Origin of the sequence: Paenibacillus sp. FSL R7-0048, assembly GCF_038004505.1 — a bacterium.
Lineage (GTDB): Bacteria > Bacillota > Bacilli > Paenibacillales > Paenibacillaceae > Paenibacillus_AQ > Paenibacillus_AQ odorifer.
The window spans coordinates 3,058,334-3,081,045 of record NZ_JBBORF010000001.1; the positions used below are offsets into that span (position 1 = coordinate 3,058,334).

General features: G+C 42.2%; 20 protein-coding genes. 15 read left to right on the top strand and 5 right to left on the bottom strand.

Annotation, left to right across the window (positions count from 1 at the left end; all coding sequences use genetic code 11):
* Positions 1–2: 2 nt before the first annotated feature.
* Together NSQ91_RS13415 and NSQ91_RS13420 are read right to left on the bottom strand one after the other, a co-directional pair.
* Positions 3–1,808 (bottom strand): cache domain-containing sensor histidine kinase, encoded by a 1,806-nt coding sequence (locus NSQ91_RS13415; RefSeq protein ID WP_076304193.1) that lies wholly within the window; start codon positions 1,806–1,808, stop codon positions 3–5.
* A gap of 5 nt (positions 1,809–1,813) precedes the next feature.
* The gene (locus NSQ91_RS13420; protein WP_076304194.1) at positions 1,814–3,442 is read right to left on the bottom strand and encodes a response regulator transcription factor; all 1,629 of its coding nucleotides are present in this window, start codon (positions 3,440–3,442) and stop codon (positions 1,814–1,816) included.
* A gap of 262 nt (positions 3,443–3,704) precedes the next feature.
* On the opposite strand from NSQ91_RS13420, the gene NSQ91_RS13425 reads away from it, so the two are divergent.
* From NSQ91_RS13425 to NSQ91_RS13465, 9 genes are all read left to right on the top strand, one after another.
* Positions 3,705–5,096 carry an ABC transporter substrate-binding protein gene (locus NSQ91_RS13425; RefSeq protein WP_076183515.1) on the top strand — a complete coding sequence of 464 codons (1,392 nt, stop codon included), beginning with the start codon at positions 3,705–3,707 and terminating at the stop codon, positions 5,094–5,096.
* 81 nt (positions 5,097–5,177) lie between these two features.
* Positions 5,178–6,074, top strand: coding sequence for a carbohydrate ABC transporter permease (locus tag NSQ91_RS13430; RefSeq protein WP_428323518.1), 897 nt, complete (start codon positions 5,178–5,180; stop codon positions 6,072–6,074).
* Positions 6,075–6,086: 12 nt separating this feature from the next.
* Positions 6,087–6,974 carry a carbohydrate ABC transporter permease gene (locus tag NSQ91_RS13435; protein WP_051491452.1) on the top strand — a complete coding sequence of 296 codons (888 nt, stop codon included), beginning with the start codon at positions 6,087–6,089 and terminating at the stop codon, positions 6,972–6,974.
* Between the two features lie 58 nt (positions 6,975–7,032).
* Positions 7,033–7,950: a dihydrodipicolinate synthase family protein gene (locus NSQ91_RS13440; protein WP_076304195.1), complete on the top strand. Its 918-nt coding sequence runs from the start codon at positions 7,033–7,035 to the stop codon at positions 7,948–7,950.
* Positions 7,951–7,958: 8 nt separating this feature from the next.
* Positions 7,959–8,645, top strand: coding sequence for an N-acetylmannosamine-6-phosphate 2-epimerase (locus NSQ91_RS13445; RefSeq protein WP_038570497.1), 687 nt, complete (start codon positions 7,959–7,961; stop codon positions 8,643–8,645).
* Positions 8,638–9,645 (top strand): ROK family protein, encoded by a 1,008-nt coding sequence (locus NSQ91_RS13450; RefSeq protein WP_081391840.1) that lies wholly within the window; start codon positions 8,638–8,640, stop codon positions 9,643–9,645. Before NSQ91_RS13445 ends, NSQ91_RS13450 begins: the two co-directional genes overlap by 8 nt.
* A 923-nt stretch (positions 9,646–10,568) precedes the next feature.
* Positions 10,569–11,417 carry an outer membrane protein assembly factor BamB family protein gene (locus tag NSQ91_RS13455; RefSeq protein WP_076304198.1) on the top strand — a complete coding sequence of 283 codons (849 nt, stop codon included), beginning with the start codon at positions 10,569–10,571 and terminating at the stop codon, positions 11,415–11,417.
* Positions 11,408–11,788 (top strand): hypothetical protein, encoded by a 381-nt coding sequence (locus NSQ91_RS13460; RefSeq protein WP_076304199.1) that lies wholly within the window; start codon positions 11,408–11,410, stop codon positions 11,786–11,788. Before NSQ91_RS13455 ends, NSQ91_RS13460 begins: the two co-directional genes overlap by 10 nt.
* Positions 11,789–11,960: 172 nt before the next feature.
* Complete coding sequence (locus tag NSQ91_RS13465) at positions 11,961–13,367, top strand: GNAT family N-acetyltransferase (protein ID WP_081391841.1); 1,407 nt, start codon at positions 11,961–11,963, stop codon at positions 13,365–13,367.
* 53 nt (positions 13,368–13,420) lie between these two features.
* Here NSQ91_RS13465 and thyX read toward each other — a convergent pair whose 3' ends face one another.
* Both thyX and NSQ91_RS13475 read right to left on the bottom strand, forming a co-directional pair.
* Positions 13,421–14,086 (bottom strand): FAD-dependent thymidylate synthase, encoded by a 666-nt coding sequence (thyX, locus tag NSQ91_RS13470; RefSeq protein WP_438357163.1) that lies wholly within the window; start codon positions 14,084–14,086, stop codon positions 13,421–13,423.
* 47 nt (positions 14,087–14,133) lie between these two features.
* On the bottom strand, positions 14,134–14,670 hold the full coding sequence (locus NSQ91_RS13475) for a GNAT family N-acetyltransferase (RefSeq protein ID WP_076275817.1): 537 nt from the start codon (positions 14,668–14,670) through the stop codon (positions 14,134–14,136).
* 167 nt (positions 14,671–14,837) lie between these two features.
* Between NSQ91_RS13475 and NSQ91_RS13480 the strand changes: the two genes are divergently transcribed.
* Both NSQ91_RS13480 and NSQ91_RS13485 read left to right on the top strand, forming a co-directional pair.
* A complete protein-coding gene (locus NSQ91_RS13480) occupies positions 14,838–16,079 on the top strand; it encodes a stalk domain-containing protein (protein ID WP_076304200.1) in 1,242 nt (413 codons plus the stop codon).
* Positions 16,080–16,198: 119 nt separating this feature from the next.
* Positions 16,199–16,387: a hypothetical protein gene (locus NSQ91_RS13485; RefSeq protein WP_036686376.1), complete on the top strand. Its 189-nt coding sequence runs from the start codon at positions 16,199–16,201 to the stop codon at positions 16,385–16,387.
* 141 nt (positions 16,388–16,528) lie between these two features.
* On the opposite strand, the gene NSQ91_RS13490 is transcribed toward NSQ91_RS13485, so the two are convergent.
* Complete coding sequence (locus NSQ91_RS13490) at positions 16,529–17,818, bottom strand: adenylosuccinate synthase (RefSeq protein ID WP_076275816.1); 1,290 nt, start codon at positions 17,816–17,818, stop codon at positions 16,529–16,531.
* Between the two features lie 115 nt (positions 17,819–17,933).
* On the opposite strand from NSQ91_RS13490, the gene NSQ91_RS13495 reads away from it, so the two are divergent.
* The 4 genes from NSQ91_RS13495 (at position 17,934) to NSQ91_RS13510 (ending at position 22,702) form a co-directional block, all read left to right on the top strand.
* Complete coding sequence (locus NSQ91_RS13495; RefSeq protein ID WP_036686616.1) at positions 17,934–18,812, top strand: LysR family transcriptional regulator; 879 nt, start codon at positions 17,934–17,936, stop codon at positions 18,810–18,812.
* 51 nt (positions 18,813–18,863) lie between these two features.
* Positions 18,864–20,105, top strand: coding sequence for a molybdopterin-dependent oxidoreductase (locus NSQ91_RS13500; protein WP_076304201.1), 1,242 nt, complete (start codon positions 18,864–18,866; stop codon positions 20,103–20,105).
* A gap of 151 nt (positions 20,106–20,256) precedes the next feature.
* Positions 20,257–21,000, top strand: a complete 744-nt coding sequence (locus NSQ91_RS13505) for a hypothetical protein (RefSeq protein ID WP_076304202.1) — start codon at positions 20,257–20,259, stop codon at positions 20,998–21,000.
* Positions 21,001–21,013: 13 nt separating this feature from the next.
* Positions 21,014–22,702, top strand: a complete 1,689-nt coding sequence (locus NSQ91_RS13510; RefSeq protein WP_076275815.1) for a VWA domain-containing protein — start codon at positions 21,014–21,016, stop codon at positions 22,700–22,702.
* Positions 22,703–22,712 lie beyond the last annotated feature (10 nt).

A 22,712-nucleotide genomic window follows, 5' to 3' on the forward strand; every position in this document is an offset into this window, starting at 1 on the left:
GATTACACGGGAAGTCGGATGATCACTGTCGTTCCTTCACCTACGTAACTGGAAATTTCAATTCCATATTTTTCGCCAAAATGAAATTGAATGCGATCATGAACATTTTTAATGCCAATATGTTCTTCATCTAAGGTATCTGAGGGTTGAGAGAGACGGAAACGCAGCTGCTTAAGTTTCTCTTCCTCGATGCCAATGCCGTTATCTTTAACGATAATCAGCATATCCTCCCCCGATATCACCGAGGATACCTCAAGCAGACCTGGTTCACTGCGGCTTTCTAGGCCATGTACGATAGCATTCTCTACGATGGGCTGCAAGGAGAAGTGCATGACCTTAACGATCTCGCATTGCGGATCTAGCTGCTCCATGTACTGTAATTTATCCCCAAAACGCAACTGCTGAATCTTCACATATAGCCGGACATGCTCAAGTTCTTCGCGCAGGGTAACGGTGATTTTCCCAGTCTGGATATGAATCCGAAACAATCTGCCCACGATCCCCACCATCTCGCCAATCTCTCTTTGTCCATTGATGATGGCTTTCATTTGAATAGATTCAAGGACATTTGCCAGAAAATGCGGATTGATTTGGCTTTTGAGCGCACCATACTGGGCTACTTTTTGTTGAGCCTTGGCCATCGAAGATCGCTCAATATAGTTTTGCAAATCCTTAACCATCTTACGAATTCCATTATATAGAACCCCAAATTCATCTTGACGATTACTGTACAAATCCACATCGAAATTCCCCATCCCCACCAGCTTCACCTTCCGGCTTAACAGAATAATAGGTTTGGTTACGCGTTCAGAGAGGATATACATAAATAAGAGTGCAGTGACAAGCGATAAGAGCGCCAAGGTTAAAATGATTTTGCCAAGAAAAGAAGCCTGCTTAGTCATCTCTTTTTCATCAATATATTGAATGACCTTCCAGTTGGAGTAAGGAGAGGTAACAAAATTAATGTACGAATCCTTGTCATCAAAAGTACCATATAAGCTCCCGGCGTCATTGTTCATAAAAGTGTTAAGCGCCTGTTTGTCGATAGGGACTGGCTCTAAAGGACTCGTCTCCAATGAATCTGAGCTGTAAACGTTGCCCCCCTTATCGTCTAAAATAATAAATTTCCGCTTGCTATTCTCGGACAGCTTTAAGATTTCCCGTAATGAATCCAGCCGGATATCGATTAACATGACACCTAAGGGCTGCTTGCTTCCTTTTTTATTAATGACTCTGGCGATGGAGATGACGGATTGTTTGGAATTGGTGCGATAGAAGGGGAGATGACTTCCAAACAGGATTACGCCCCCCTTTTTTTGCTGCGTCTGTAAATACCAATCCTCTTGGGTGTAGTCCTTCACATCATAATCCGCACGATTGAAATTGGCGGAGTAGAATACACGTGACCCCGCGAAAATCTGCACACTGTCGACATTTTTAATCGTCATTTCAATCCCGCTGATGAACTGTTCAATCGTGTTTCCATACTGAATACTTAGATCATTCCCGATATTATCTTTGTTGATAGTCCAATGCTCGAGAGCGGTTTGTAATTGACTATCTACCTGGGCATTAAGGGTCCCTTTTTCAATACTTTGCAGATACTGGTCGATGTTGAAAGAAAGATTATTAAGGATGAGATTAGAGCTGCTTTGATATTCATTTTTGACGGCTTGATTTGAAAAAATATAGATAATCGCGGATATAATCAGCAAAGGAATAGTAATGGTCAGGATCATCAGCACAAAAATCTGCCGATTGACATGCCGCATCCGATAGCGTTTTTTTGGCTGGTTTATTTGCATCATTTTGCTTACCACCCCGATTGTTTTCTATAGTCTGATGGGGTCATGTTGGTGAAGAGCCGGAACGTTTTAACGAAATGCTTATAGCTCTTGTAACCACACATTGTGCAGACATCGGTCACTAGAATTTCCGGTTTTTTTAAGCATTCCTGCGCGTATTCCATACGGATTTCGGTTACAAATCGCATATAGTTCTTATCGAGTTTTCTTTTGAACAGACGGCTTAAATAAGAAGGGTTATAGAAAAAGCGATCCGCTACCATTTGTAGAGTAATATCTTGATCAATATTAGCTCTAATGAAGGATTTAATATGTTCAAAGATAATCACATCCTGCTGATGGTTATCCGTCAGACCTTCGGTATATATGTTCCCCAGATGAACCATCCAATTCCCCAGCCACTCGAACATGACCTCAAGGGAGTGAAAATCCTCAACAAAAGTAAGGTTTAATAGTTTATCGCTGTACACACCATCCCTATGAATGTGGTTTTTATTAGCGAAGCGGATAATGACACTTATGATTTCTTGTACATACGCAAGCCATAGATCAGGTGAAGGGCCATCTGCTTTATGCAAAATATCTTGTGCCAATCGTTGCATTAATTGTAGAATTTCTTGTTTATTGGCATTTTCGATGCAGGAGATTATTCGTTTCTTATCGTTGTCATCTAGTTGGATAAGCATTGGTTTAGTAGCTGTGGCGCCTGCCTTTATGGAAGAGATATGGAATATATTCTGTTCATTCTGATAGAAGCGTTGATATAACAGCTTTTCAGACTCGTGAAGTAATGAAGTGATTTGAGACAGTTCGTTCGTCACTGTACCTATGGCAAGATAAAGGGCAAGATGATGTTCTAACGTAAGCTTGTTCAAATGCTGATCGAGTTCAGTAAGTACTTGGGTCTCAAAAGGGACAATGCTCGTTGCAGTCTGTGATCCCATGACTATTAGCCCGTAGAGTTTGGATTTAGCAGCATATGTAAAAATAGATCGTGGCAGACTCGCCGGGAGATAGGCCTCCGTTGCAAGATGTATGAACTTAGTCGCCTGTTCTCGCATCCACCTTGTGGATGGTGAAGGTGTTTCTCTGATAGGGAAACCTGCCAAAACAAAAGGGAGATACAGATAATGTTTACTTTTAAAATTACATAATTCAGCGATCAAATTAGTGTCAATTGCAGGTTGTTCTTCTTCGAGTAGTAGCTTTATAAGTTGTGAGCCTTCCAGAGTAGAACGTTTCCTTTGTTCTTGTTGTTTAAGTTGCAGCTTGTTCATGCATTCTTGAATCACGGTTAGGCTTTCTTCATATTCCAGAGGTTTGAGCAAAAAAGCATGCACACTCCCAAGTTTAATGGCTCGTTGAGCGTATTCGAAATCATTAAATCCTGTCAAAATAATAAACAAAGTATCAGGAAGGAATTGGCGAAGCTCTTCTATCATCTGAAGACCATCCATTTCGGGCATGCGAATATCAGTGATCACTAAATCTGGCTGCTCACGTAGTGCGGTAGCGACGCCTTCTTTTCCATTCTCCGCTTCAACAATACTCTGAACACCAAGCTCCTGCCACGAAAAGTAATGTTTTAATCCCGTCCGTATTAACGGTTCATCCTCTACAATCATAAGCTTGTACATGAAATCCCTCCGGAAGACTAGATTTATAGTGGATTTTTCAACAACGATATCATCAAATGTAAGTTATAAGCTAAAAATTAAAATAATTATAGGTGAAATATGTAATGTATTATAACATTGAAGAGGGGCTGAAAGAAGGTATAGGTCAGAATACGACCCTAAATGTAAAAGGAGTGGGATTCTCCTGAATTTATAATTGATTTATGATTAGCGCAAGGAATGAGAAAGCATTCTATTCCACAAAAATAATAGGGGGTAGCACATGAGAGCAATGAAAAAAGGGCTAATGAGCATTGTTGGTGTCGCACTTTTAGGTACACAGTTAGTTGCATGCGGAAATACGAATACAGCGAATTCCGCCAATGAACCAAGTAATAATACTGATAAGAGTGAGCCCGCGGCCACTGAGACTGCTGCTAAACCAGTAGAAATAACATGGTGGAATTTTCCGAGCTTTCAAGCTTTAGATGGTGAAGTTGGCAAATATGAGAAGGAAATCATTGCAGCTTTTAATGAGAAGAATCCGGAAATTAAAGTCAACCTTGAGATGATCACCTTTGAAGGCGGCCCTGAAAAACTGAATGTGGCAATTGCTTCGAATACCGCACCTGATGTAATTTATGATGCTCCTGGACGGATTATTGACTGGGGTAAAAAGGACTTATTAGCACCTCTTAATGATATGGTGACCGATGAAGTGAAAAATGATATTTCGGAAGCCTTTTGGAAACAGTCTAGTGTTGGCGAAGAGATCTTTATGTACCCGATCAATACAGCTCCTTTTATGATGGCGGTAAACAAGACTGTTTTTGAGAAGATTGGCGCGCTAGATTTGCTTCCTCTGGATAAGGAAGACCGAACTTGGACGTTTGAAGAATATAAGAAAGCGCTGGAAGCTGTTAAAGAAAAAGCACCTGATGTTATTCCTACCGGATTCTTCGCGAAGAGCCAGGCTGGAGATCAAGGAACTCGTGCATATCTTGCTAACTTAGGTGTATCCAGATTTCTAAATGAAGATAATTCCGCAGTCGCTATCAATACTGATAATGCTGCAAAAGCGTTGGATTGGATCGTTCAAGCTACAAAAGATAAACTTAGCGTTTCTGGTGCGGCTTCCCTTGCGGCTGCTGACGTGAACGACTTATTTTTACAAGGGAAATTAGCCTTTACACTCAACTATTCTGCAGTACTTAAAGCTCAGAACGTATCTAAAAAAATGGTTGAATTCGAAGATGTTCTGCTTCCATTCCCTACTTTAGATGGATCGGAACCTAAGCTTGAACCTTACCTCGGCGGTATGGCTGTATTCAATAATGGTGATGAAGCTAAGATTGCAGCTTCTAAGAAGCTGATTGATTTTATTGCTAATGATCCTGTATGGGGGAAGAAAAACTTGATTCAAACAGGTGGTTTGTCTGTTCGTAATTCGATTACAGGCCTCTATGATGATGCAGAGTACAAATACGCTGAGTATGCTCGTAAATTCACAACAGATGCACCTACCATTGCCGATGGATATGCTGATATTCGTACCTTCTGGTTCCCTGAATTACAACGTGCTTTAACTGGAGGAGCAACCGGTAAAGAAGCTTTGGACAGCTTTGCTGCAAAAGCAAACGAAGCGATTACGAAAGCAAAGGCTGCAATGAAATAAAAAAAGTGAATGGTGTCCAAAAGAATAGAGTGCGGGAAGCACTCTTTTCTTTTTAAATCATCGAAGAAATGGGGAAGGACTGTGGGGACAACGGTTCGCAAAATAAAAGGTTATGTGATTCGTGACTGGATGATGAGTTATCTCTTTTTAGTGCCGGCATTTGGGTTTTTCCTGCTTTTTGTAGCTTATCCGATGGTGAAAGGGGTCTATATTAGTTTCTTTGATTACTCCTTGAGAGATTTCAGCTTTATTGGCCTCGATAATTATATCTCCTTAATAAAAGATGATAACTTCAGGAAGTCGATGGGAAATACATTATTGCTTGTACTCATCACCGTACCCATCGTTATTATTTTCTCGTTATTTATCTCTATGAATATTTATAAGAAAAAAGAGTTTGCCAGATCGTTTTTCCGCGGAGTGTTCTATTTGCCGGCTGTATCCTCGGTCGTAAGCATCACAGTCGTTTGGGGCTGGATCTATCATCCGAACTATGGGATTCTAAATTATTTGACCAGCTTTTTGGGAATGGAGCCTATATCCTGGTTAGGAGATACGAGGACTGCACTGCTTGCTATTATTGTGGTTCTGATAACGACCTCTGTAGGGCAGCCGATCATTTTATATGTGGCATCTATTGGGAACATTCCTACTTCTTACATAGAAGCAGCTGAGATTGATCGAGCGACGCCTTGGCAGATTTTCCGGAAAATATTATGGCCAATGCTAATGCCAACGAACTTATATATTATCGTGATTACCACGATCAACACCTTTCAATGTTTTGCACTAATTCAGTTGCTCACCTCGGGTGGACCTGTGTATAGCACATCGACTGTTATGTATGGCGTTTACGAACAAGCCTTTATGCTCGGTCATTTTGGATATGCCTCGGCGATGGGTGTCATCCTTGCGATTGTGATCGGGATCATTTCTATCATTCAATTCAAATACTTTGGCAGTGATGTTGAGTATTAAGGAGGGGACATCATGAATTCTACGAATCCGTTAGAACTGAGAGCACCTATTGGCCAATCTAAGAAAGTAAGCAAATGGAAAAAAGAATTGACGATTCCAAAAATATTAGCGACCATCCTGTTGATTCTAGCAACGTTGTTTTTTATCTTCCCTTTTTATTGGGTGGTTTCAGGGGCATTTAAGCTTCAGACTGTGGCAACAACGATCCCCCCGGAATGGTTTCCGGCTAAGCCGACTCTGCAAAACTGGACCGAGTTATTTAAGAATCCCGTTGAGCGCTGGATGTTTAACAGTTTCATCATTGCTTTTTGTGAAATGGCAGCGATTTGTATCGTTTCTTCCTGTGCTGGATATGTGCTAGCCAAAAAGTCTTTTCCTGGCCGAGGCATTATCTTTACGATGTTTGTTGCCGCTATGGCATTGCCTAAGCAAGTTATTCTTGTCCCGCTGTTTACGATGCTTGCAGATTTTGGGTGGGTCAACACGTATAAAGGGCTTATTTTACCGGCGATTGGCTGGCCATTTGGAGTCTTCCTAATGAAGCAGTTCGCGCAGACGATTCCAGGAGAATTAATTGAAGCAGCCAAAATAGATGGCAGCTCTGAAATTCGTTTGTTCGGAACCATCATTTTACCTTTGTTAAAGCCTGCAATAGGGGCACTGGCAATCTTTACTTTCATCACTTCTTGGAATGATTATTTCAGTCAGCTGATCATGACCAGATCGACTTCAATGATGACATTACCACTTGGGGTAGCGACTCTTCGGGGTGAATTCACAACAAACTATGGATTGCTTATGGCGGGTGCTGCGTTAGCCTCTATTCCTATGATTGCAATTTTTCTAATGTTCCAAAAAGCCTTTACCCAAGGGATTACTATGGGGGCTGTAAAAGGCTAGTTATTCTTATAACAACGAAAATTAATAGTAATGAATTAAACGATGGAGGCTGTAATTTATGAAATCATATGATCTTGAATCCTTTAAAGGCATTATTATTGCTATGTACTCCAGTTATGATGCTGAGGGGGAAATCGATAAAGAAGCAGCCCGAAAATTAGCTCGTCAGTATGCTTCTACGGGAGTAAAAGGTCTTTATATTGGCGGAAGCTCTGGCGAAGGTATGCTGCAATCTGTAGAAGAACGCAAACAAATGCTCGAGGCAGTTATAGCAGAGGTTGGAAAAGAGCTTACAATCATTGCTCACGTGGGTGCTCCATCTACAAGAGACAGTGTTGAACTAGCTATCCATGCTGAGAAAGTTGGCGCACATGCCGTATCGGCTGTTCCTGCGATCTATTATCGTCTGTCTCCGGACAGTGTTGAAAGTCATTGGCAGGCAATTATTAATAGTACAGCGCTTCCATTTATTATCTATCACATCCCGCAAACTACAGGCTTTCAATTATCGAAAAGCTTGCTGATTAAGATGGCAGCTCAGGATAAAGTGATCGGGGTGAAAATTTCGGCGGAGAGCACGTTTGAGCTTCAGCAATTTAAAGCCGCAGGCGGGAAGGATTTTCTAGTCTTAAATGGACCTGATGAGCAGTATTTGGCGGGCCGCAGTATTGGGGCAGATGGCGGGATTGGTGGAACTTATGGGGTGATGCCAGAGTTATTCCTAAAAGTGGAACAATGTTATGTGCAAGGAGAGATGGCTGAGGCGCAGAAATGGCAGTTTATCATCAATGATCTCATTGTTGAATTGCTATCCTTTCCTTCATTATATGGTGCGTGTAAAGCGATCCTTAGTGTGCGCGGATTTGAAACAGGTCAGCCAAGAATGCCGCTTTTACCGATTAAGGATTCCGATCAGGAGCGGGTGGAAGCTCTGAACAATAGAATATTAGATTATATTCTTGAAGCGAAAGGATAGGGTTAATAATGACTCGAATAAGTGATATCTTTCCGGTGAAAGGTCTGATTGTTTCCTGTCAGGCACTTGAGCATGAGCCGCTTCATGGTGGGGATACAATGGCTAAAATGGCAAGAGCAGCGGTTCAATCAGGAGCTATAGGAATCCGGACAAATGGTGTTCCAGATATTGTAGCTATCAAAAAAGAAGTAAATGTACCGGTCATTGGACTTATTAAACGGGATATTCCCGGATCAGCCATATTTATAACACCAACCTTAGATGAAGTGAAGGCGATTGTTTCTGCAAAAGCAGAGATTGTTGCGCTTGATGTAACGAATCGGGAAGAACGCTTAGAGTCAGTAAAGCCATTAATAGAATATGCACATCTGAGAGGTGTGCTGGTTATGGCGGATATTTCGACATTTGAGGAAGGGCTTGCCGCTGAGAAATTAGGTGTGGATTTCATCGGTACCACGCTTTCAGGCTACACCCCATACAGTACACAGCAGGAAGGACCGGACCTTGTCTTAATTCAACAATTAAGCAAATTAGTGAACATTCCTGTTGTTGCGGAAGGACGGATATGGACACCGGAAGACGCAGCAAAAGCTAAGAATGCGGGGGCATCCTATGTTGTTGTAGGAAGTGCAATTACTAGGCCGCAATTGATCACTTCGAGATATGTTAAGGCCGTGAGCAATTTCAATGACTGACGGAGGTGAGTCCGCGATGGAAGGGTATGATCCTCATATAGAATATGCGATCGGAGTAGATATTGGCGGCACGAAAATTAATGCCGGACTCGTCTCTTCACAAGGGGACGTTTTACATACTGTAAGCCTAAGCACATTGGCTGGACAGACGAAAACAATGGATCGTATTATACTAGCAATTCGGACATTAATGGATGAAATAACAGCACAACAAGCGGGAATTCAGCTCCAAGGAATTGGCGTAGGATCGGCAGGGCAAATGGATTGGGAGGCGGGGCGTATCCGCTCCGCTTCGGAGCTTATTCCAGGCTATGCTGGCACAGCTTTGAAGGAGTTGCTTCAGACACAGTTTCAACTTCCGGTAATCGTTGATAATGACGTGAATGTATTAGCAATAACAGAGAAATATTTAGGTTCAGGCAAAGAGGTAAAAGATTTTATCTGTCTTGCCCTTGGTACGGGCGTGGGTGGAGCGATAGTCGTAGACGGCCATCTTGTCCACGGTTCTTGGGGTGGGGCTGGAGAGTTAGGCCATATGTCCGTAGATTTCAAAGGGCCTGCATGCGTTTGTGGTGGAACAGGCTGCTTGGAGCAGTATGCTTCAGGCACAAGTATCGCACGTCGCATGCGCGACAAGCTTTTATTACATAACCAGTCCCCAGAGAACGTAGACTCACGGGAAGTGATAGCGAGATGGCGGGCAGGTGACTCTCTGGCTACAGCGTTAATGGAAGACACGATTGCTGCGCTCGGATCCGCGATTGCTTCATTAATCCATATTTTTAACCCTAAAGTCATCGTCATTGGCGGTGGAGTTGCTGAAGCAGGCGAACTTTTGTTTGAAGGCATTAGAAGGGAAGTAAAGGGCAGAGTAATGCCATCGATGCTGGAAAATGTTCGTATTGAAGCAGCCTATTATGGTAATTTATGTGGAATGATCGGTGCGGGGCTGCAGATGTGGGAGTATAGTCCCGATAAAGTAAAGAGAGCAGAGCTATAAGGGGCTATTCACCATCTATCTGTATAGAAAGTCATGGGGAGCAATACGTAGAAGCGAGTTTAATTGTACATTGTACAACTATATTTCTCGAATCCCTCCAGCCGATGGGTATAAGTGTATTTTGTACAGCTATATTCTTGATTTACAGCCTTAGTGGTGGCTTCTCGTGTTTTTAGTTGTAGAAAATGCAACTAAAGTCAAAATGATTGCATTTGCCTACGAAATAACTGTATAGAATACATTTATTCTATTTCTCAGATTCCCCTGAGTGCGGTAAAAACAATTGAACCATTGAAGATTGATTAGTGTTTTGGGATTGGTTAAATTTTTAAATAATTTAGTTAGAACCACATGTGAATAATACTCCATGTGGTTTCTTTTATTAGTTATAGCCCGCCCCAGTACCCACTGCCGAATGAACCCTTCGTTCAACCATCAACACATCTAATCCATGTTATGGGAAGCAGTTTTTCGCTTTTTACGTTGAATTTATGATGATGATTCATTAATGTGAGCATATCACACGATATCGCTACGACGAATTCAATGTGTCCAAAGACTCGGGGAAATTCGACCTTAACTGGTCCGGCTCGGATAACTTGTTTGACCAAACCAGCCTAGCTAAGATTTTAATTAGGCTTAAGGGATACAAATTTTCCAGTTTGTATCCCTTAACTTATATAACAAAGGATGGGAAAATTATGGTCGATTATAATAACAACGAAGGAATAGGCGGTTTTTAACAAGGCAGCTATCGTCCATTAGCCAATCATCCCATTGAGGCGAATTGGACCAGACAATCCCGATTCAGAGCTCCAACATCGCTTTCAGTTTTGAAGCGAGTTGTTGACTCGGGGCGGCCGGATTTTTCATATGGATTAAGCTCGTTTACAGTGGATGAACAAGGGAGAGCCATTTTAGCTGTGGGGCAGGGTGATTTCGAGCTTAATTATCAATACGGCAAACTGTTTCGGGTTTGCTTTGAATCTGACACTGTGGAGCTGCTATTGGAGACTAAGGCATCCCTTATGTCTCCCCTGCTGATCAGCCCAGCCTCCATTTTGGTTGCGACCAATAGCATTCGAGATAATCAACTCATTTCGGTTGACGAAAACGGCCAGATAAATTGGAAGACTGCAGTGGATGGTGTACCGTATGGCAGGCCGCTGGTAAACAGCGAAGGGTATATTTACCTGTGTACATATGAAGATGAGTCACAAATTATTGGGAGACTCTATGCTTTTGATGCGGATGGAACCATAAGATGGGTTTACAAGTGCTCGTCCATATTTTGGTGCGATCCGGTTATTTCCCGTGAAGGAATCATATATATTGGTCAAAATGTGAATTCCAAACTTTATGCTTTTAGTCCTGATGGAGAGTTGTTGTGGGAGAAACCGATGGGTCAAGGAGAAGGGCACCGTCCCCCTGTCATAGATCAGGATGGGGTTATGTATGGGTGTCTTTCTAGCCAGTTATATGCCATTGCTCCGGATGGCGAAGTGAAATGGATATACCAACCGGAGGAAAGTTACGTTGACACCAGCCCTTCCCTGGGCGCAGACGGTAATTTATACGTAAATTTGACCGGCGGGGAATTCATTTGTTTAACGCGAGACGGTGAACAGCTATGGAGAGCGGAAACTAAAGGTTTTGCAATAACTCAGCCAATTCTCGGCCGATGCGGCAACGTTATTCAAAGTCGCTTAATGGATAACTCGATTGAAAGCTACTCCGTTGTTGATATTTTTTCCAAAAAGGAGTGCATTTAGCAGAGACCGCAATCAAAGGTTCCATTCATTCGGTGATTTTGGCAAATGATGAAGTGATTTACGTCCTGTCCTCCTATTGGACGGCTAAGATGGAGCCTAAATGGGAACTTCATTTGCAAATCTCCATCGGGCAGTCCCAAGGTTGGACAACAGTACTGGGGGAGAAATTCAACTGGGAAACGATTGGTGAAAGCGCCAGATCTTTGTCTAACTTGATCTCTTCCCTTGTACTTGCTATAGGATACTTTGATGATGATGTGCGGGAGAGTGTAGAGCAACTGGAGACTATTGTACCTGCTCCGCTTATTCTGAAATATGACTGGGTAGAGGACGATGAGTCGCTTGGTCGGAGATTTGCTCCGGCACAGTGAATTATATAGTCCTAATTAGAAAAGTGTTTTTTTTATAAAATGCTATAGATATGGTGGAAGAGCAAAAGCTCTGCCTATTAAATTCCCTTGATTTAATAGAATAATTTACCGATAATGTTAATGGGGGAACCCAGAATCAAATCCGTCATGAAGCAGGAGGCACTATCGGACAATGATGACTTTAATGAACATGGTGCGGGGAACGGAGAACGATCTTCCTGCTAAAGAGATGATTAAGTATTGGAATCATGAGCCTGGAACCTTAAAGATGGTAAGGGCCAGCAGCAATTTTATTTATACCTTTCAGTGGAATGGTAACCGCTTTTATTTAAGGTTTACTCATGAAGAGGATAATTCTCCAGACAATATCCAGGCAGAGCTGGATTTTATGATGTATTTATTAGAACAAGGTTATGAGACTGTCTCTCCAGTGCGTTCTAAGTCTGGCAATTGGATTGAAACGTTGTTAACGGATCACGGGCGATACCACGGGGTAGTTTTTGAACAGGCCCAGGGTGAATATGTTTCACTTGATGAGATGAAGGAACCTCATTTTTATCAATGGGGCCAATCGCTTGCACGTCTGCATAATTTTTCGGAAACCTATGCACCGAGCACACCTTATCGCAAAAGCTGGGTCGATTCATTGAATTTTATTTATTCCGTATTGAGCAGGCATCCTGAGGAGCATAAGGCGCTTAAGGAATATGAGCGGATTGAAGCTTGGCTATCAGAGCTTCCTTTTGGAGTAGGGCATACTGGGCTCGTACATTATGATTTTGAGATGGATAATATCTTTTATATGCAAGAAGAATCCCGCTACAGTGCCATCGATTTTGATGACTCTATGTATCACTGGTTTGCGATGGATATTACATCGGCGTTAAGAGACCTGACGGAATCGGATGATAATGAGAGTAGAAGAAACATTGACCATTTTATTAATGGATATAGATCGGTTAAGCAGCTAGATGATGAGTATATGAAGTTGATACCTGAATTTCAAAGATTTGCAGACTTATACAGTTTTGCTAGATTACTTCGGTGTATGGAGAATACGGATGATTCTATTTTCCCGGATTGGGCGAAACAGCTTAAACTGAAATTAGAAAGAGTTTGTGACCGATTACGAACCGGCTTTCAAGCACATATAGTGCTGAAGGATATCACTGAAAAAAACTGGTACGCTTGTACTCAATTAGAAGTATCGGATGAGCAAAAGGCTATTTTTCCTGTACCGGTGGTCTATTGGTTAGCAGAAGCAGCTTATTGTGGTATGACCCCGCTCGCTTTATACGCAGATGAAGAATTGGTAGGTTTCTCTGTGTATAGCGTAGATCCTGAGGATGGAAGTTATTGGATTATGGCTTTTATGATTGACCAGAAATATCAGAACAGGGGTTTAGGCAGAACGGGTATGGATACCTTAATTCGTTATATTAAAGCAGAACATCATTGCGACAAAATCGTTATTGGCCATCGGATCGAAAACGAACGTGCTACGAATTTATATACATCACTCGGGTTCGTTGAAGTCAGTAGGGACGAGTTTGAAGTTATACGAGGGTTGGTAGTGTAAAAAGGGAAAAGCCGCCAAGGGTTTGGCGGCTCTTTTTTATATAAGGAAATAAATTAATCTACAGAACCGGTAGCCAGCAGCTGATCAAAAGAGACAGGGAATAGTGGCTCAATCAGCGATAAAATTGCTTTTGCATACTCCTGAATTTCTTTCTGAGCGTCATGCTCCAGTCTTTGATTTAAAAAATGGGCTACAGATTGAACTGAAGCTGTCCAGTACCAACGAACGAATAATCCATAAGCGGGTAGAAACAGTCTTGCTTGTTCAGCACATATGCCATCTGCTAAAGCTGCTTCATACTTAGATAATCCTAACTCGGTGTATTCTTGAAGCTCACGGGTGTATTTTTCACCAAGCTCCCATGCAATGATGTCACCACTGCCTTGTTTGGAATTCTCTGGTTTGGATCTCCATTCTCCCGCAGCAGGTTGATAAAAAACGGGTTCTTCTGTTATGTATCTTCGGCTGGATTCGTTCCAGGCTTCCAAGCTATCTCCAGTACCTTCGTAATGGGCAGAACCGACTACGTATTTCCACCACTGTCTCGCAACCATTAATGGGGCATAAACCTCAAATTGAGTGATGGCATGGCGGAAAGGAGAGGTATGTCCTTCACGGGCAAGGAATTTTATTAGTTTAATATCCCGATCACTAAGCTCAAAAGATTGTTTTGCATAAGAAACACGCGCAGCGTTAGCAACCGTTAAATCTGAGCCCATATGATCTACTAATCTTACATAACCTTCATTTAAAACTTTGATTGTTGTCAATTTAATGTAGCCTCCTTTTCCAAAGCAGAGTAAATGAGTTCGTCACACCATTGTTGATTGCAAAATCTAGTCTCTCTGAGGATTCCATCCCTAATCATTCCTGCTCTAATCATAACTTTTTCAGATTGAAGATTCTCTGCATTGGCATAGGCAACGACTCTATGGGCATTAAGAGAGCTAAAGGCGTAGCCTATCAGTGTTTTGACGGCTTCTGTCGCATAGCCCATTTTCCAGTATTCCGGCAGTAAGACCCAGCCAATCTCCCACTCTCTGATCTCTTCCCAATTTAACTTTATACTTACGTTGCCTATGGGGGTTCTATTTTGCTTTGTACATACTGCTAGATCATAATGCTCACGCGGATCGCTGGTAGTCTGAGTCAGAATCGAAAGGAAGTTCTCTTTAATTTGTTTTGCATCTGGTGCGGTGTTTTCATATTTGTGAGACAAAGGATTAAGTTCCAGTTCTTCATAAAAAGAAAAATCATCGCTTGTATAATCTCTTAATATCAATCTGTCGGCTATTATTTCCATGAGTTAATACCTCCTAATCCATGATTATAATGGAAGACTCTGTAATTATCACGGAGTAAATTCACTAGAAATACAAAAAAATATTTCTGTAAATTTTTCTCTAGTAAAATTGTGGAATTGTGATACAGTAATTAAGGTTTATATATTTAGAGGGGGATGTAAGGGAAATGAAAGCTATTAAATGGAGCATCACTGCAGCGTTAGCAGTATCTATGTTGGGTCCAATACATACAGTGAAGGCGGCAGATACGCGTAACGTCGATTACGATCAAGGTAGTATTTTACGGAGTGCCCGTTCAGTTTCGTCATCATACAATGAAGGCAATCCGCAGGTTGAAGATTTGATTTTTCAGATGGATGCGACCGAAATCACTGTTGGGGACAATGTTCCGGTACAAATCTATGCTAAAGATGCCGATGGCATATCTGAACGCGTTCCGTTAGCTCAAGCAAATGTCGTAATTGAAAAACCTTATTTGCTGCAAAAGCAAGCCGATGGCACAATGAAAGCCTTAGCGGTAGGAGAAACGAACGTAACGGTCATTTCAGGATCAGATTCCCAAACAATAAAAGTTTCGATCAGTGCGGACCATGATATTGATCAAGGTGCATTTGTTAATGGAACAATGTATTTGCCGGTTCAATCGGTTTTTCAAACGTTGGGAGCAACAGTCCAAGTTAATACAGCAACTAAAACCTTTAGCATTCGTCTAGGTGATTTGCCAATACAGCTTCAACTCGGAAGCGATATTGCAATGGTGAATGGTGCGAAGGTCAAAATGAGTGGTAAAGTGCAAAAGATCGACGGATCTACAGTTTTTCCTGCCACGCTTTTAAAGACTGCACTGTCAGCAGAGTTAATTTGGGATGGAAATTATCAGACGATGGAGATCTACTTCGGCAAAGCAGAGTTGTTCGCCTATACGAAACAAACTGCGCAGATTTTTAAGAAGGAAGAACAAGGAAACCTCGTTAAGTTCATTGGAAAAACATATTGGCTCAATCAATTCGACTCCGATTATAAGTTCCAAAAAGTCACTATTGTAGATATTCTACCTGATTATGAAGGTGAATTCGCCATTTCATTTAAGGTTTTATCAACGGGGCAAATTCTTAACTCTTATACAATGTCGGGGGATGAGTTGATCCGTACATTAGGAAATAAAGAATATTTCTTAACAACGGATCCATTTAAGACCTATAAGTGGTCGGATGCGATTTGGAGTAAGATTAAAAAGAGCATAGTTGCTACTGGGATGACCAAGCAGCAAGTGGAGTTTAGTTGGGGTAAGCCTATAAGTAAATCCACATTATCAGGTAGTGGCATTCATGTGGAGACCTGGCAGTATGGTAATTATAACTATGTTACCTTTACGAACGGTGTTGTCTCCATGATTTATACGAATTAATTCTTCCTAACTTCTGCGTTACTTTAGTCATAGAGCCTGTCTTTGCGACATATCATTTTGGAGAAGCACTTTCAGAATTAAAGTGTTGACTATTGTTGGCCGAAATGAGGGGTTTATTCATGGCAAAGTCAAAACGTGGACATGCACTTTGGAATTTACCATCAAGGGGCAGGGGGACTTGTCCAATCTGTCAGAACACCCGTATTAAGCTGCTTTATCCCAAGAAAAAAACGGATGGAGCAGTCGTTAAGGTCTGTAAACGCTGTGACAAGGCTCCGCAGACGAAAGTGGATGCCGTGTTGATTTAAAAAGAGTACACAAAAAGAGGCTGTCTCAAAAGTGGATTTTTCTACGTATGAGGCAGCCCTTCTCATGAATAAAACAAAGAAGCACTTCTCAATAAGAGAGGCGCTTCTTTTAAATTTTACAGAGATTTAGTACGTATATGATTATTTCGTTATCCGATTAATGACCTGTTCGCGTCTAGGCCCCACGGAAATCGTAGTAATACGCGTGCCAATAGAGGTTTCAATAAAATCAATGTAAAGCTTAGCTTGTTCTGGCAGATCTTCGAAGTCGGTGATCTGAGAGATATCGCAGTTCCAGCCAGATAAATGCGTGAATATCGGTTTTGCAGAGTTCAGTTTATTCGTAGCCGGGAACTTGTCGGTGATCTCTCCATTTTCAAGCTCATAAGCCACACAAACCGGAATCTCATCCAAATAACCAAGCACGTCAAGATTAGTCAACACGACTTCAGTGGCACCCTGCATTTGGCAACCGTAACGAGTAGCTACAGCATCAAACCAGCCCATACGTCTAGGACGGCCAGTCGTAGCCCCGAATTCCCCGGCATCGCCACCTCTTGTACGAAGTTCATCCGCAACGGGCCCTTCTAATTCCGTAACAAAAGGTCCAGCGCCGACACAACTGGAATAGGCCTTGGTTACAGCGATGACATTCGTGATAGCTGCTGCAGGAAGACCGGCACCGACAGGTGCAAACCCGGCAAGTGTTGAAGAGGAGGTGGAGTAAGGATAAATACCGTGATCAGGATCACGCAGAGCCCCAAGCTGACCTTCAAGTAAGATAGTCTCTCCCTTAGCATAAGCCTCTTGCAGCAAGTCTGTTGTATTGGCTACATAAGGCGCTAGCTGTGCAGCTTCTTCTTGCAGCTGAATCATTAATTCCGAGATTTGGATCGGCGCTTTCTTATATAAATGCTCAAGTAAGATATTTTTGGAAGCGAGTAATTGTTCAAGACGTTTCTCAAGTCGGGCGGTATCAAATAAATCCGCTACCTGTATGCCTAGCTTTGCATATTTATCTGCGTAAAATGGTGCGATTCCTCGTTTAGTTGAACCGAATCCTTGAGATCCCAGACGTTCCTCTTCTAGTTCATCAAACAAACGATGGATTGGAAGCACGATTTGCGCCCGTTCGGATACGAATAATCTAGGCTTTGGCACACCTCTATCCGTTAAAGCTTTCAATTCTTTTATTAATACTTCTGTATCAAGTGCTGTTCCGGGTCCAATAATGTTTGTAACGGAAGGATAAAATACCCCAGATGGCAGCATATGCAATGAAAATTTTCCATATTGGTTTATGATGGTATGCCCAGCATTACTACCACCTTGAAAACGAACGACAAAGGAAGATTGTGCAGCTAGCACATCCGTCATTTTTCCTTTTCCTTCGTCGCCCCAGTTTGCTCCTACAATTGCAATTACGGTCACGCGTTTTCGCCTCCCAAGCTTGTTTTTGGCTACAGGACTAAGTATAATGCTAGTTAAATCATTAGAAAAATTGATATAAGTTATATCTATTATAAGGTGGAGTAATGACGTGGGGATGGACATTAATTTGGAGTGGTATCGCTCTTTTTATTGGGTAGCGAATACTGGGAGTTTAACTGCTGCGGCAGAACGACTCAATATTACACAACCGGCAGTAAGTCACACGATTAAACAATTGGAAGAGAAAATGGGCGGCCCGTTATTTTTTCGCACTTCTCGCGGGGTCGATCTAACAACAGAAGGAAAAGTACTGCTAAGCTTTATTGAGCAAGCCTTTCATCATGTAGACATGGGCGAAAGAGCGATCGCAGATATGAACAATCTGAACAGCGGCGAGATTCATATCGGAGCAAGTGACACCTTATGCAAATATTATCTGTTACCTTTTTTGGAGCAATTTCATGAACAATTTCCCAATATCCGCATTCATATTACGAATCGAACGACACCAGAAACACTTACGCTTTTAAAAGAAGGGAAAATTGATTTTGGTATCGTCAGCTTGCCGACATCTGATAAACAGATTGATTTTCGCAAAAGTACTCAGCTTCAAGATTGCCTGGTAGGGGGCAAAGGTTTTCGTCATTTGGCGGACAAGACCATGCCGCTTGCAGACATTCAGCAGTATCCGTTGTTATGCTTAGAAGCGGGTGGGAGCACCAGAAAGTATATGGATCAGTTTTTAGCTTCTAATCATCTGACGATTACACCTGAATTTGAACTGGGAAGTGTGGATTTGCTTGTTCAGTTTGCGAAACGTGGTTTTGGCCTTGCTTTTGTTATTCGTGATTACGTAACCGAAGAATTGAAGAAAGGTGAGCTTGTCGAGATTCCTCTGGACCCACCTTTGCCAGAACGTAACATAGGAATTGCTACCCTGCGTGGAGTTCCTCTTACAGCTGCTTCAAAGTCTTTTCTAACATTATTAGAGTAGAATCAGGATAAAGAGCTATTTGAGCATACCTAGTGAAGAGGAGGAAAGGTAATGAATTCTTTACTGGCTCGGCTGCGCAAGGGATACGGGAAAAAGCTTCGGGCGCTTCATACCTGGAATGGCTGGCTGGTTGTGTTGCTCACGCTCACAGGACTTGTACTTGTAGGTGGCTTCTGGCGTGGCTTCTTAGGGGAAGGCAGAGTATGGATCAAAGGGCTTCATATCGTGGTCGGTGTTGCTTCGATTATTCCGGTTATTTATTATTTGCTGCTGGCAGGGAAACATTGGAAACAACTGAAGGAGCGGCCTTGGCAACGTTTTAATGTAATCGTTGTACTTTCATTGCTGCTCGGCTGGTTCGTTTCAGGAGTTCTACTCTGGCAATTCCGCGTGGTGGGTCCACATGTATCGAACGTTGCTCTGGTCGTCCATGACTTATTGACCTGGATAGGCCTTCCTTATATTATTTATCATTCTTTGACTCGGGTAAAATGGCTTAAAGAACCGAGCCGGCGAGTAGTGAAAAGCGGCATTGAGACAGGTAGCCCTTCGAATCATCGGGAAACCCCGCAGCCGGTTTATACACGTAGAGCTTTCATACGCGGATCGATTGGTGTTGGGCTTGCGGTCACTATAGGTCCATCGTTTATAAAATGGCTCGGCAGTTCAATTGGAAATATCGGGGGCAGCGAAACAATTGATAAGCTGATCGAAAGTGATCGTAATCAGTTGTTGCCTGCACCCCAGCCACTGGCGGCATCCTCACCCCCTCTCGGAGGAGGGGCGCAAGGACAATTCCGTGTTTACACAGTCACTCCGATTCCAGAGTTTACGAACAACAATTGGTCTTTTACGATAGATGGGCTTGTGGAGCAGAATTTCAAGTGGAACTGGGAACAGTTCGTAAAGCTGAAGCGGACCGTTCAGGTGAGTGATTTTCACTGTGTGACAGGCTGGTCAGTCTATAAGAATACCTGGGAAGGAATCAAGCTAAAAGATCTTTTGAGTCAGGCCGGTGTGAAGCCCACAGCTAAGACTGTGAAATTCTATTCGGGTGATGGTGTATACACGGATACGCTCACATTGGAACAAGCCGACATGGATGATGTGCTGGTCGCGGTAATGCGTGATGGAAAGCCGATTCCTAGCGATCTCGGCGGTCCTGTACGGTTAATCGTTCCGAAGATGTTCGCATACAAGTCTGTGAAGTGGCTGAACCGGATTGAGCTGATCGAAGGCGATCATACGGGATATTGGGAGCAACGCGGGTATTCAAATGATGCGTGGGTATAAAATAGGGATCGTTAACCTTAATGGGCTTATTGCCTGTTAAGGTTTTTTTGTTGATTAATTCCTTATTTTTTTAGCATATAGCAAATGAAGAGACGTAATAACAGAAATTGCTCCATACAATAGAAGTGACTGGATGCAGGAGGTGGTTGTGATGAACGGGGTTAGAGCCATAAAGCTGTTGGGACTTATTCTCGGTGTGGTACTACTGAACATTATCGTGTTGTCACCAGGTTTATTAGGGGTGGAAATCGGAGGAACCAGTGTATTTGAAATAGCTTTAGGTGTGACATTGTTGTTTGTTAGTCTACTTGTTGTTCTTTATGGAAGTTATATTTTATTGTTTAAACCTTCATCTATCCCTGCTGTGAAAACACTGAAATCTTATGAGGATTATATAGCCGCGCTTACTCAATACAAAAATGTCAAAGTGTTGAAAAAAGACATTGTGCTTGCTCTAGATCAGATATCCCGGATGGAAAAGAAGAGAAGTACCTTGTTAGATGTTTTAGGTCAGAGATTCGAATCCACTGAACTTAGCTTCAAAAAATTTAATGCAGTCAGTTATGAAGTAGCAAAGCTTTTTTACCTGAACATTCGAGGGATTCTGAATAAACTCAGTGTATTTGATGCCTCAGAGTTCACCCTTTTCTCCAGCCAGCATAGACCCTCGCAGTTCTCAGATAAACTGGTGCAAAAAAAGACAGCTTTGTACAATGAATATTTAGCCTATGTAACAGGGTATCTTGGGGCAAATGAAGAGATTCTGCTGAAGCTGGATAAGCTGCTGCTGGAAATATCGCTACTTGACAGTACAGATTATACAGATGTTGAAGAGATGCCTTGTATGAAGGAAATCGATGAGCTGATCAAGCAGACGAAATTCTATAAGCAATGAAGGGGAGATGTATATGGCTAATAAAGGAAAAACAGTAGCAGTTTTAGGGACCATTACGGTGGTAGTTTTTGCTCTCGTGTATTTTGGAATCACCTTGACTTCTAATATAGGAAAAACCAAAACCCAGATTTCTTCCGAAGATGCGGGGAAGCAGCTTGAGAAGCTATATAAGAACATAAACGTGACCACTGCTGAGCAAATCAAAGGCCAGATTGATCTGGATCCTGTCGCGATTGGGGATTCACTACCAGATATCTCAAAGTTTCCTGTATCCGTAGACAATACAACAGATAGCTTTGTAGAGATATTTTCTTCTACAGAGAAATCAGGAACGGGTAATGATGGTTGGCTAAATGAAGTTGCTACAGATTTTAACAACTCTAATATTGAGGTGAACGGGAGTCATGTTTCTGTGAAAATCCGTAATATTGCTTCAGGTACAGCGACAGATTACATAAGATCTGGGAAGTATGTGCCAGATGCCTTTACCCCTTCAAATGAGCTGTGGGGCGAAATGGTAAAAGCAAACGGGATGAACACTCAGCTAATCACTAAACGTCTTGTAGGTAATGTAGCTGGTATTGTTACCAGTAAGGCGAAATATGATGAACTAATAGAAAAATACGGTTCTTTAAACGTCAAGACGGTTACAGATGCCATAGCAAATAATGAATTATCAATGGGCTATACCGACCCTTTTGCCAGTTCTACGGGTTTAAACTTTCTGGTAACAGCGCTTGGGACGTTTGGCGGTTCAGACTTACTTGGTGAGCAAGCGGTGCAGGGCTTTGAGAAATTCCAAGCAAATGTTCCCTTTATTGCCTCAACCACTTTACAGATGCGAGAGGCTGCAAAAACCGGTAAGCTTGATGCTTTTGTCTTAGAATACCAGATCTTTATGAATGCAACAGATTTGAAAGGGGGGTATGTATTCACTCCTTTTGGTGTAAGACATGACAGCCCGCTTTATGCTTTGGGTGATCTTCCTCAGGAAAAACTCGATATTATTAAGAAGTTTGCTGAGTTTGTTGAACAGGATAAATACCAGGAGCTGGGTGAGAAAAAAGGCTTCAATGGTCTTAATGATTACCAATCAGAGCTTAGTACAGTGGATGGCAGTCTCATATCCTCAGCTCAGAAGCTGTGGAAAGAGAAGAAAAATGGCAATAAACCTATCGCCGCAGTATTTGTGGCAGATGTCTCAGGAAGTATGAACGGGGAACCCTTGAACCGCTTAAAGCAATCTTTATTAACAGGCCAGAAGTACTTGGGCAAGGATAACAGCATTGGTTTTGTCTCTTACTCTGATAACGTTACAATCAATCTTCCGATTGGAAAATATGACACGAACCAGCAGTCCATGTTTGTTGGTGCGATTGATAGTCTTCAAGCAAATGGGGGGACGGCTACTTTTGACGGGATCGCGGTAGCCATCCATATGCTTCAAACGGAATTACAGCTAAATCCGGATTTGAAGCCGTTAATCTTTGTATTAAGTGATGGAGAGACCAATGAAGGGCATTCCTTGAATGATATCAGAGGTCTTATTGAGACCTACAAAATCCCGATTTACACGATTGGCTACAATGCGAATATCAAGGCGCTTGAGAGTATTTCGAGTATAAATGAAGCGGCCAACATCAATGCAGATACAGATGATGTGGTCTATAAAATCGGCAACCTGCTCAATGTTCAAATGTAAGCTATTTTTT